Annotated in this window: 11 protein-coding genes; 1 reads left to right on the forward strand and 10 read right to left on the reverse strand. The window is 24.4% G+C overall.

Features of this window, described 5'->3' with window-relative positions; genetic code table 11:
* Window positions 1-64: 64 nt before the first annotated feature.
* Both AlmWB_RS01325 and AlmWB_RS01330 read right to left on the reverse strand, forming a co-directional pair.
* A complete protein-coding gene (locus AlmWB_RS01325; protein ID WP_050337321.1) occupies window positions 65-295 on the reverse strand; it encodes a 30S ribosomal protein S15 in 231 nt (76 codons plus the stop codon).
* Between the two features lie 51 nt (window positions 296-346).
* A complete protein-coding gene (locus tag AlmWB_RS01330) occupies window positions 347-670 on the reverse strand; it encodes a cyclic-di-AMP receptor (RefSeq protein WP_050337335.1) in 324 nt (107 codons plus the stop codon).
* Window positions 671-902: 232 nt separating this feature from the next.
* Between AlmWB_RS01330 and AlmWB_RS01335 the strand changes: the two genes are divergently transcribed.
* Window positions 903-1349, forward strand: coding sequence for an HIT family protein (locus AlmWB_RS01335; RefSeq protein WP_050337323.1), 447 nt, complete (start codon window positions 903-905; stop codon window positions 1347-1349).
* A gap of 51 nt (window positions 1350-1400) precedes the next feature.
* On the opposite strand, the gene thrS is transcribed toward AlmWB_RS01335, so the two are convergent.
* The 8 genes from thrS to asnS form a co-directional block, all read right to left on the reverse strand.
* On the reverse strand, window positions 1401-3335 hold the full coding sequence (thrS, locus tag AlmWB_RS01340; RefSeq protein WP_050337337.1) for a threonine--tRNA ligase: 1935 nt from the start codon (window positions 3333-3335) through the stop codon (window positions 1401-1403).
* Between the two features lie 185 nt (window positions 3336-3520).
* Complete coding sequence (gene mnmE, locus AlmWB_RS01345) at window positions 3521-4894, reverse strand: tRNA uridine-5-carboxymethylaminomethyl(34) synthesis GTPase MnmE (protein WP_050337339.1); 1374 nt, start codon at window positions 4892-4894, stop codon at window positions 3521-3523.
* A gap of 52 nt (window positions 4895-4946) precedes the next feature.
* Complete coding sequence (locus AlmWB_RS01350) at window positions 4947-5891, reverse strand: DHH family phosphoesterase (RefSeq protein ID WP_050337325.1); 945 nt, start codon at window positions 5889-5891, stop codon at window positions 4947-4949.
* Window positions 5892-5983: 92 nt separating this feature from the next.
* Window positions 5984-7579, reverse strand: coding sequence for an ABC transporter substrate-binding protein (locus tag AlmWB_RS01355; RefSeq protein WP_050337327.1), 1596 nt, complete (start codon window positions 7577-7579; stop codon window positions 5984-5986).
* Window positions 7563-8474 carry a carbohydrate ABC transporter permease gene (locus tag AlmWB_RS01360; RefSeq protein WP_050337329.1) on the reverse strand — a complete coding sequence of 304 codons (912 nt, stop codon included), beginning with the start codon at window positions 8472-8474 and terminating at the stop codon, window positions 7563-7565. Before AlmWB_RS01360 ends, AlmWB_RS01355 begins: the two co-directional genes overlap by 17 nt.
* 9 nt (window positions 8475-8483) lie before the next feature.
* Entirely contained in the window at window positions 8484-9413 is a 930-nt protein-coding gene (locus AlmWB_RS01365) for a carbohydrate ABC transporter permease (RefSeq protein ID WP_050337341.1), read from the reverse strand.
* A 1-nt stretch (window position 9414) separates the two neighbouring features.
* Window positions 9415-10512 (reverse strand): ABC transporter ATP-binding protein, encoded by a 1098-nt coding sequence (locus AlmWB_RS01370; protein WP_050337331.1) that lies wholly within the window; start codon window positions 10510-10512, stop codon window positions 9415-9417.
* Window positions 10513-10573: 61 nt separating this feature from the next.
* Window positions 10574-11959 carry an asparagine--tRNA ligase gene (asnS, locus tag AlmWB_RS01375; protein ID WP_192833073.1) on the reverse strand — a complete coding sequence of 462 codons (1386 nt, stop codon included), beginning with the start codon at window positions 11957-11959 and terminating at the stop codon, window positions 10574-10576.
* Between the last annotated feature and the right edge of the window lie 5 nt (window positions 11960-11964).

An 11964-nucleotide genomic window follows, 5' to 3' on the forward strand; every position in this document is an offset into this window, starting at 1 on the left:
CTTAATGAATTCATTAAGATAGTTTTTTTATTTACGTTTTTAATTATTGATGTTGTTTTTTTATTTAAATTTTATTTTTTTTAGCTGCATATCTAATCAATGCATTTCTTTTTCTGTTTTTAATTAACAAGCCACGTTTAAATTGAAAATCATTAGGATGTTTCTTCAAATGTTTTTTTAATTTTTGAATTTCTTGAAATAAAATAGCTATTTGCACTTTGATATCTCCTGTATTATTTACTTTGTCTGTATTTTGAGCAATAATTTTTTGTTTTTCTTCTTTAGTTAAAGCCATTTTTACACTCCTTTTTTAAATTTTTGAATTTATCATTATTATTTTGCATCTTTATAATTTACAAAATTGTTCAACATCTAAAACAAAAACAGTTGCACCACCAATGGAAATTTCTGATGGTAAAGAATAATAAGCATCGAATTCATTTAAAATATTGTTCGGAATTAATTGTGTTTTAGTTTTTGATTGTTTTTTGAAAATTTCTAAAGCTTGTTTTACTTTATCTGTTTTTAAACCGATAATAAAAGTTGCATTTGTTTCTCTCAAAAAACCTCCTTTAGTAGATAATCTAGTGTTGAATAAATTAGCTTTATTTAAACTATTTTGTACTTTATTAGCATCTTCACTTGAAACAATCGCTAAAATTAATTTCATTTCATTATTCATACTTACATTATATAATATATTTTCTAATAATTTAAATTATTGGCATATTATTTTTATGATATTCCTTTTTTTTCAATAATTATTGAATTTTTTTCATATTATCGAATATTAACTAAAAAATATATCTATATTAATGATAAATTGTTGGTGATTTTTATAATTTAATTTTGTTATAATAAAGTTAAAAATATGAGTTGAATAAATTGAAAAAGGTGATAATATGTCTAGTATTTTTACGAAAATTATTAAAAAAGAAATTCCTAGTTATATCCTTTATGAAGATGATCTTGTAATGGCTTTTTTAGATATAACACAATCAACGAAAGGTCATACTTTAGTCATTACTAAAAAAGAATATACTAACATTATGGAAGTACCAGAATATGTCTTTACTTATTTATTTAGCGTAGTACATAAATTAAGTAAAATTTTATTGAAAACTTTTAACGCTTCAGGTTTGAATTTAGTTAATAATAATGGGATAATCGCTGGGCAAACAGTTTTGCATTATCATGTTCATTTGATTCTTCGTTTTGATTTAAATGAAATTCAAATCAATATAGCCAAACCAACAACCAATTTAACACCAAGTTATTTTCTAAATATCCAAAAACAAATTTTATCTAATATATCAGGAACCTCATTAGATATAAAAAAAATTAAATAATTTCAAGTTAATAATATAAATATATTTAATTATATTTAATACATTGTTGAATTACAGTTGTTTTTTAGTTTCTATATTTTTTTTTATATTTTCAATAAATTTTAATAAAGTCATTTTTTCTTGTTGTTGATTATGATAACGACGAATAGTTAAAAGATCGTTTTTAATTTCTTGTTCTCCTATAACAATTTGATAAGGGATTTTTGCTTTTTGCGCTTTTCTAATTTTAAAACCTAAACTAGATTCTGTATCATTCAATTTAACTCGAAAATTATTTTTGGTTAAAATATTTTTAATTTTTTGTGTGTATTCTAAATGAGCTGAATTATTAATAGGAATTAAAACAATTTGTATGGGAGCAAGCCATAAAGGGAAAACTCCTTTATTTTTTTCTATTAAATAAGCAATAAATCTTTCCATAGTAGATATGATTGCTCTGTGAATCAAAATAGGATGATGTTTAAGATTATCTGCTCCGATATAAGTTAAATCAAAACGCTTAGGTAATAAAAAATCTAATTGTATAGTAGATAATGTTTGTTCGTGACCTAAAGCATTTAACACTTGAACATCTATTTTAGGACCATAAAAAGCAGCGTCTCCTATTTTTTCTTGAAATGATATATTCAAATCTTTTAAAATGTTTTTCAAGGTTAATTCGGATTTGTTCCATATTTCATCATCACGTAAATATTTCTTTTTATTGTTAAGATCCCTAGTGCTTAAATTAAAAAAATATTCAGTAATATTAAAATCTTTATAAACTTCTACAATTAAATTAATAATTTTAATAATTTCTTTTTGGATTTGATTTTCTTGAACAAAAATATGAGCGTCATTTAATGTCATTTCTCTCGCTCTTTGTAAACCAGCAACAGCTCCTGAATTTTCATAACGATGCATCATTCCTAATTCAGCAATTTTAATTGGTAAATCTTTGTAACTACGTAATTGTTGTTTAAAAATCATCATATGATGAGGGCAATTCATTGGTCGTAATACTAGTTTTTCATCTTTAGTAAACATTATAGGAAACATATCGTCTTTATATAGTTCTAAATGTCCTGATGTTTCATATAATTTAGTATTAGCTAAGATAGGTGTGTAAACATGTTGATAATCATGATGAATTTCCTTATCGATAATATATCTTTCGATAATACGGCGAATTGTTGCTCCTTTAGGTAACCAAAAAGGTAAACCCATACCTATTATTTCTGAGTTTAACATAAAAAAATTTTGTTCTTTGTTAATATTTTTATGATCTCTTGATTGTCTTTCTTTTAACAAATTTAAATAATTTTTTAAATCTATTTTTTGAAAAAAAGCAATCCCATAAATTCTAGTTAAACTTTTTTGTCTCATATCGTCTTTAAAATAAGCACCAGAAATTTTTAAAAGTTTAAAGTTTTTAATATCATTAGTATTAGTCAGATGAATGCCTCGACAAAGATCGTAAAATTCGCCTTGAGAATAAATACTTATTTGATCATCTTTAATTTTTTCTAAAATGATTTTTTTATAATGATTATTTTCAAATAATTTTTGAGCTTCATTATAATCAATTTCTTTACGTTCAATATCTAATTTTTCTTCTGTTATTTGATACATTATTTTTTCAATTTGAATAAAATCTTTTTCTGAAACTATAGTATCTCCAAAATCAATATCATAATAAAAACCTTCTTTAATAGTTGGACCAATAGTTAAAAGCGCATGAGGATAAATTCTTTTAATTGCTTGCGCCATTAAATGGGCTGCGCTATGATTTAAAATTTCTAAAACACGAGAATCTTTATGATCTAAAATTTCTAAATAACCATTTTCTGTTAAACTTTGTTTTAATTCTATTAATTTTTGATTAAAAAGTGCTGCTATAGGTTTATTTTGATAAGATATTAATTTTTGTTGGATAAGAGTAAGTGGTGTTATTCCTACTGGAAAAACTTGTATTGCAGAATTAATTCCAATTTTAATATTAATCATCATATTTTTTAATTCCTTATATATATTTATTCATAAAATTCTTTATTTTGAATTTTATTATTCCATTAATTATATTAAAAAAATAATATTAAATAAGAAAATCTCTAAAATTATCGAATATTTTTATTTAATATTATTATTATCTTTTGTAGATATGTTGTAAATTTGATTTATTTTCAAATCGCTTATTTTCCTAAACAAAATTTAGAAAATAATTCCTTAATTAATTGATCTTCGGTGTTATATCCTAAAATTTCTCCTAAAGCTTGAAAAGCTTCTTTTAAATAAATTGTATGCATATCAATTGGAAGTTCTTCGTTAATCTCTTGAATCACATGTTGCAAAGCATTTAAAGCAATATTTAATTGTTGTATATGACGAACATTTGAAAAATAATTAAAATCTTGTTTTTCTACAAAATCTAATTGGAAAGTTGTTAAAATTTTTTTCTTAAGAGTTTGTATCCCTTCTTTTGTATTATTAGAAATTAAAATAATTTCTTCTTCAAATCGAAAAGGTTTCCATATAGGATTCAAATCTGCTTTACTGCCGATTAAAATTCTTGTGTGTTTTTGTGTTAATTTCAATAATTTTTCATCTTCTGATGTTAAAAGATTACTTTGATCTAACACTAATAAAACTAAATCTGTTTCGTACAAAAGTTTTTTTGCTTTTTGAACGCCTATTTGTTCTAAAGAATCATTAGTTTCACGAATACCTGCAGTATCAATTAAATTCAAATTCACTCCATTAATGTTGATATTTGTATCAACGAAATCTCTAGTTGTACCTGCAATATCAGATACAATAGCTCTTTCTGTTCCTGCTAATGTATTTAATAAACTAGATTTACCTACATTAGGTTTTCCAATGATTAAAATTTTAATACCTTCTTTTAAAATTCTTGTTTTTATTGAATGTCGTAAGATGTTTTGTATTTTATGTATTAAAATTTCTACTTGTGGTCTAATAATTTTATGATTCATAGTAGGAATATCTTCATATTCCGGATAATCAATATTAACTTCAATTTTACCAATTAAAGTTAAAATATCATTATTTAAATTTGTAATTAATTGAGAATGTTTTTTTTGAAGTCCATGATGAGCTAATTTGATTGCGTTTTTATTTTTAGAAGCGATTAAATCCATAATCGCTTCTGCTTGGACTAAATCTATTTTTCCATTTAAAAAAGCTCTTTTACTGAATTCTCCTGGTTGTGCTAAACGTGTATTAGTTGATAAAATGCTTTCTAATACTAATTGTGTGACTAAAATTCCTCCGTGACATGAAATTTCTACTACATTTTCGCCAGTGAAAGAATTAGGATTTTTAAAAATAGTAATTAAAACTTCATCTAAAATTTCTTGATTTTTGTCCAAAATAAAACCATGGTGAACAGTATGCGAAGCTACTTGAGCTAAAATAGTTTTAGGTTTCTTATGTAAAAAAATTTGACTAACATTTTCAATAGCTTGATTACCGCTAATCCTAATAACACTAATACTTCCTGTGCCTAAAGGAGTGGCAATAGCTGCAATAGTATCTTCTTTAAACATAATTTGCATTTAACCTATCGTTTTTTAATTTTGGTTTTAGTAATAAAAAAATTTATTTTGTTTTTTTATTAAATTCCATAGCATTTTCTTGCATTAAGCTTATTATGGCATCAACTTGTTCTTCATTAGCAACAATAATTCCGCAAGCATGCTGATGCCCTCCTCCACCAAATTGATGAGCAATATGAGATATTTGTGGTCCTGAAGAACGAATACTAATTTTCCATTTATTAGTAGTTAGTTTTTTTATAAAAGCCCACAATGGATAACCTTCTACATTACTCAAAATATTAATTTTAGAAAAAATTTCTTCAATACTTAAATTTAATTCTTCTACAATTTCATCAATGATTTTAATATAAAGTACCCCTTTTTCTGCTTGAAAATTATTACATACATAACCTTGAAATTTTAACATATTAATATTGTTTTTATTTATTTTTTGATCAATTTCAGAAATATTAAATGAATAATTTTTTAATAATTCAGAAACGATACGAAAAGTTTCTGAATTAACTCTTTGGAAACGAAATGAACCAGTGTCACTAACCATTCCAACATATATTGAAATAGCTCCATTGAAGCTTAATTTTAAATTACATTTTTCTTTGAAATGAAACATCATTTCTGAACAAGAAGAAAAAGAACTATCTATCCATTGATAATGTCCAATTTTTTCGACTAATAAATGGTGATCTATACGAATAATCTTTTTACCTAATTTATATCTTGGTTCACTAATGACAACACTTGTACCACAATCAACTATCAAAACTAAAGCTTTTTGATAAATCTCATCAGTAATTATATCCATTTTTCCTAAAAATTCTAATTTAGGATTTGTTTCGCCTACCACATATACTTTTTTATAAGGAAAACTAGTCAAAATGATATCTTTCAAACCGAATTGTGAACCATAACAATCACCATCAGGTCTAATATGACCATGAATAATGATTGTATCAAATTTATTAATTTGTTCTTTAATATATTTCATTTTCTTAAATCTTTCTATTTAATTTTAAAATATTGATAATTATTAATTTTATTTTCAATTTATTATTATCACAAGGAAAATCAAAAAGAAAATTATATTGTTGTGAATCTCTCGTATGCTTCTTGAAATATTTTATCTATTTGTTTTTCCATTTCTCTTCCTTGCAATTCAAGTGATAAAATTTTAACAAATAAATCTTTTAATAAATCGCGGAAAATATATACATCTTCAAAAAAAGGAGTAATGAAAAACTTTCTATTTTGACGATTTTCTTCTGGTTTTGCTAGTTCAAGTGCAAATTTTAAAAATTCTAATTTAACAAATTCTTTTCCTTGTTTTTTTGTGTTTTTTGGTAATAATTTTTTTTTATCATCGTATTGTTTTTGTAATTTATCTATTAAATCTTTTCTCACTATACATAAACCACTTTTTTCATTAAATAATTTTTCATATGTTTGCATAGAAACTAAATATTTTAAAAACATCCAAGAAGCTATCATTTCATCTTCTTTAGGTGAATAAAATAAATTAATATTAGAACCTTGTGCCAGATTAGTACCTTTGACTTTATTTTGGTCTTTTTTTTCTTTGTTCATAATAGGAATTTGATGAAATCCTAGTTCAAAATTTAAATCAAAAAAATTATTGGTTCTTCTAGTGGAAGAAATAAATATACCATATTTTCCTTTATAAAATAAATCTTTAGCATTTTTATTTTTTTTATTTAATTTAGAAGTTGTTAAATATTGTTTGTCATATAATTTTTTAAAGTATCTTATAGTTCTTAAAAGAGGTTGATAGTTTTTCAATAATTTTGTTGCTTCTTCTTTTGTTGTGGGGAAATTTTTTTCATTTTCATCATTATATTCATATCTATAATTATAATTAATTACATTAGATTCACTTTCATATATTATAGGTATAAAATCTGGATTTGAAATGGTTTTTTTCAAAGCTTCGCATATTATTTCCATGTCAGACCATTCAATATTTGATTTTTTTATTTCACCATATTGATCTATTAACACTTCCTCTTTTTGATTTTTTAATCCTCTAATCTTCTGGAATAAATCTTTATTATAAAACATAACCTCAGTAGTCTTTAAAAAAGGCAAATAATTATTTTTATTTGAATCCTGTTGAAGAAAATCTGGGAATATTTGTTTTTGGATTTGTTCGTTATTCTTAGCTTTATCTTGTGTTATAAATTCATTTAAAGGTACTACTTTATTAGATTTAGAATAAATTTCAATATGATCTGGATAAGAAACAACTAAATGTGGTTGTTTATTAATTGGTAAAGCGTTAGTAACGCTACGCGTAATTTCTTCCCAACCACCTTTATGATTTATTCTTACCTTAATTTGAGTATATTTTTCTTCAAATTCCTTTACAATTTTTTGCATAACTTTGATTTCTTCAGGAAATAAATTATGCCAAAAAACAATTTCGACCTTCTTCATTTTTGAATTTCGAAAATATTCTTGTTGTTGTTCTTCAGTATTGTATTTTTTAAACCATTCTGATACTTTTTGATATGTAGGCTGAAAATCTTCAGGTTTATTTGGAGTTTTAGTAGTATTTATTATCAAAATAAAAATAAATAAGATAAAAAATAATAAAATAACAAAAAAAATATCTTTTATAAATTTTTTAGGAATATTTGTCCATTTATCCTTTAATACCACTACTATTTTCTCCAGAAACAATATATTTTTTAAAGAATATAAAAATAAAAAATAAAGGTAAATTAATCAAAACAGCGATCGCCATTTGGATATTAACAGCGTCAATTCCTGATTCGTTATTAAACGTTTTACGAGCCATATTAGTTAATAATTCACCACCTACTAATTCTGGCCAAGCATAAGCATTCCATGCAGCAACAATACGAAAAATAACAGTAATTATAATAGTAGCTTTTGTAATGGGTACTAAAATTTTCCATAAATAATACCAATCAGTCGCACCATCAATTTTTGATGTATAATATAACTCTTTAGGAACGCGTTGAAAAGCTCTTATTAAAATTAAGATATGAACAATATTGATTAAATAAGGTAAAGTCATAGCAAAATAAACTCCTCCAGGAAATTCAGTGCCATAACCAGCATTCACCATCCCCCAATTAGCGACTGTACGATAATTAGTTAAAATTAAGGTTTCGCTAGTAATCATTAAACCTAATAACAATAACTTGAAAACGACGTTTTTTAAAGGAAATTCAAACATGGTTAAAGCAAAAGCTGTAATAATACATATTATAGTTCCAAATAAAGTCGAGAAAAATACCATAAGACAAGTATTCCAAAGATATCGGAAAAATTTGAAGGCTTGGAAAGCTGATAGATAATTTTCCCAATGCCAACCATTTTTAGGAAACGATAAAATATTATTATTTATAATATCGTCGTTGTTTTTCAAAGACATAATAAACATCGCATAAAAAGCTAAAGTTAAAAAACATGAAATAAAAAATAAAAAAGAATATTTTAATATCGCAAAAAAACTAATACTTTTATACTTTTTCTTAATACTATTCCATACTCTTTTAAAGAAACAAGAAATGTTAATTTCTTTCATCACAAATACCTAATAATTTATTTTTTTCTTCGAAAAATAAAAACTTAAAACAGTGAATAAAACCGAAATAAAAAATAAAATCATTGCTGCAGTAGCTCCTTTTGAATAAGAATTATAAGAAAAATTAGAAGTTTGAGCATAAATATAACCCACAATAGTTCTAATTTCATAATTAATATTATTAGCAAAAATTCCTATAATTGACTCGTATTCTTTAAAAATTGCTAACATTTCAATAATAAATTGATAAAAAATAATAGGAATCAGTAATGGTAAAGTAATTTTAAAAAAAATACGAAAACGAGAAGCACCATCTATTTTGGCAGCTTCATAATAAGATTTATTAATATCTTGTAAAGCAAGAACAAAAACAAAAATTTTAAAAGGAAGACGCGTCCAAATATTATAAATAATCAATACAAACATTTTATGTTCGTAAGGAGCTGTATTAGTTATCCATTGTTGTGGTTTAATATGAAAAACAGAAGATAAAAAACTATTAAATACACCTTGTGGATAATTTTCCATTTCATAGTTATAATAAAAAATAATACTAAATACCATACCCATAATAACTATATTAGATAATAATGGCAAGAAAAAAAAAGTTTTTAAAAAATCCTTAAAAAAACGGTTTTGAATACTATTCAAAGTTAAAGCGATTATTAAAGAGATAAACAAAGAAATAGGAACAGTAAAAAAAACTAATATTAAAGTATTGCGAAGAGATATAAGAAATTCTGGATCCTTAAAAACATTTCGGTAATTTTCAAAATTAAATGTAGCCGTAAAATGATCATTAAATTTATTATAATCTCTACTTAAAGAAATAATAAATGTTTTCGTTAAAGGAAAAAAAGTAAAAATTACCAAAATTATTAAAGCAGGAGATAAATACCACCAATGTTTATTATTTTTTTGATTTATAATATCAAACATCTTAAAAAATCCTATTACCTTCTTTTTTATCAAATAAAAAAAATTTATCCTTTTGAATATTAAAAGTGAATCTTTTTTTATTAACATTTGCTAAATCTATATTATCTTGTTGTTCTGAAGGAATTAAAATTTGAAAATTATGATAAACAGCCTCAGGATGTTTTGCTAATAAAAAAACTTCTCTACCGATATTTTCTATTGCAATTCCTTCTACTTCTAAAATTCCATTTTTTTTAGTTGCTATATACCCTTCTGGGCGAATAGCTATATAAACTTCTTTGTTTATGTTTTGCCATTTATGATCAGTTACAATGATACAAGAACCAATATATAATTTTCCTTTGAAAATTTTACCATTAAAAATGGAAATTTGAGGAGAACCTAAAAAAGAAGCTACAAATAAATTAGAAGGATTATTGTAAATATTTAAAGGGATATCTTGTTGTTGAATTTGCTGTTTATTCATTACATAAATTTTATCACTAATAGACATTGCTTCTTCTTGATCGTGAGTAACAAAAATAGCTGTAATCTTTGTTTTTTTTTGAATACGACGAATTTCCCCTCTCATTCTAATACGTAATCTTGTATCTAAATTAGATAATGGTTCATCTAATAACAAAACTTTTGGATTTTTAATTAAAGCTCGTGCAATCGCAACTCTTTGTTGTTGACCTCCGGATAGTGCACTGGGTTTTTTATCTAAATATTCTTCAATAGAAGTTAAAACTGAAATTTTTTCTACTTCTTCTTTAATTTGTTCTTTTGGCATTTTTAAATTTTGTAATGGAAACATAATATTTTGTCTAACAGTCATATGAGGATATAAAGAATAATTTTGAAAAACTAAACCAACTCCCCTTTTTTCTGGTGGCAGATGGGTAACTTCTTTACCATGAAAAAAAATTGTTCCTTCGGTAGCTGTCAGTAATCCTGCAATAATATGTAAAATAGTTGATTTACCGCAACCTGAAGGACCTAATAAACTAACCAATTCGCCTGTTGGAATATTTAAATTAATTTGTTTAATTGCATAATGTGTTTTTTTATCTTGTTCATTCACAAAAATTTTTGAAATATTATTTAATATAATTCCCATGTATATAATTTTCCTTTTCCTTTATTAAAAAAATATTAAACAAATGAATTTTTAAATGAAGTTATTTATTAACTCTAGGAAAAGCAATAACATCTCTAATATTATCTATGCCTGTCATGTAAATTAAAAGTCTTTCTAAACCGACGCCAAAACCTGAATGAATACAACTACCAAAACGGCGTAAATCTAAGTACCATTCTAATTCTTTTCTATTAATGTTAAAATCTTTAATTTTTTGCATCAAAACATCTAAATTTTCTTCTCTTTGAGAACCTCCGATTAATTCTCCTACTTTAGGAACTAATAAATCCATGGATGCAACAGTTTTATTATCTAAGTTATTTTTCATGTAAAAAGCTTTGATTTTTATGGGCCAATCAATTATAAAAACAGGTGTTTTAAAATAAACTTCTGTTAAAAATTTTTCATGTTCAGAAGCTAAATCCGCACCATAAAAAATTTTATTTTCAAATTTAACGTTACTTTTAAGTAAAATTGATAATGCTTCTTCATATGTAATTTTCGGAAATACTTTTAAATGAACAACAGTGCGGAGTCTTTCTATTAATTGAGTTTCAATATGCTGTTGTAAAAATTCAAAATCTTGTATATTTTCTTCTAAACATTTTTGAATCACCTTTTGTAACATTTTTTGAGCTAATTCGATATTTTGTTGTAAATTATAAAAGGCCATTTCAGGTTCAATCATCCAAAATTCAGAAATATGTCTGGTAGTATGAGAATTTTCTGCTCTAAAAGTAGGTCCAAAGGTATAAACTTTATTCAAAGATAATGCTAAAGCTTCAGCTTCTAATTGTCCAGAAACAGTCAAAAAAGTTTTTTTACCAAAAAAATCTTTTTGATAATTGACATGGCGATTTTTATCTAATGGAATTTGATTTAAATCTAAAGTAGTGACTTGAAATAATTCCCCTGCTCCTTCACAATCACCTGAAGTAATAATAGGAGTTTGAATATAAAAAAAACCTTCTTGGTGAAAAAAATTATGTATTGTTTGACAAACAGAACTTCTGATTCTAAAAATAGCCCCAAACAGTTTTGTTCTCAATCTCAAATGTGTTAACTGACGCAAAAAAGTTCTAGAATGTTTTTTGGGTTGAATAGGATACTGATTAGAACTTGTTCCTAAAATGATAATCTTTGAAGCTAATAATTCAAAAGGTTGTACAGAATCAGATGTCATTATAAAACGACCTGTAACATAAATAGCTGCACCAATTTGTAATTTTTCTTTTATATAGTTAAAATCAATAGTAATATTTTCTTTACAAACAATTTGCAAATCTTTTAAACAAGTTCCATCGTTTAAGTTAATAAAAAATACTTTTTTTTGAAAACGACAATTTCTTATCCATCCTTGAACAAAGATTTTCTCATTATTATATGACACTGAATTTGTATAAAAGTCTTTTATTGTACGCACAATTATTC

Source organism: Candidatus Phytoplasma phoenicium (assembly GCF_001189415.1).
GTDB classification, from domain to species: domain Bacteria; phylum Bacillota_I; class Bacilli_A; order Acholeplasmatales; family Acholeplasmataceae; genus Phytoplasma; species Phytoplasma phoenicium.

Excerpts from the sequence above, each read along its gene's own strand:
- AlmWB_RS01325 (WP_050337321.1), bottom strand. The coding sequence starts at position 295 with ATGGCTTTAACTAAAGAAGAAAAACAAAAAATTATTGCTCAAAATACA.
- AlmWB_RS01330 (WP_050337335.1), bottom strand. The coding sequence starts at position 670 with ATGAAATTAATTTTAGCGATTGTTTCAAGTGAAGATGCTAATAAAGTA.
- AlmWB_RS01335 (WP_050337323.1), top strand. The coding sequence starts at position 903 with ATGTCTAGTATTTTTACGAAAATTATTAAAAAAGAAATTCCTAGTTAT.
- thrS (WP_050337337.1), bottom strand. The coding sequence starts at position 3,335 with ATGATTAATATTAAAATTGGAATTAATTCTGCAATACAAGTTTTTCCA.
- mnmE (WP_050337339.1), bottom strand. The coding sequence starts at position 4,894 with ATGTTTAAAGAAGATACTATTGCAGCTATTGCCACTCCTTTAGGCACA.
- AlmWB_RS01350 (WP_050337325.1), bottom strand. The coding sequence starts at position 5,891 with ATGAAATATATTAAAGAACAAATTAATAAATTTGATACAATCATTATT.
- AlmWB_RS01360 (WP_050337329.1), bottom strand. The coding sequence starts at position 8,474 with ATGAAAGAAATTAACATTTCTTGTTTCTTTAAAAGAGTATGGAATAGT.
- AlmWB_RS01365 (WP_050337341.1), bottom strand. The coding sequence starts at position 9,413 with ATGTTTGATATTATAAATCAAAAAAATAATAAACATTGGTGGTATTTA.
- AlmWB_RS01370 (WP_050337331.1), bottom strand. The coding sequence starts at position 10,512 with ATGGGAATTATATTAAATAATATTTCAAAAATTTTTGTGAATGAACAA.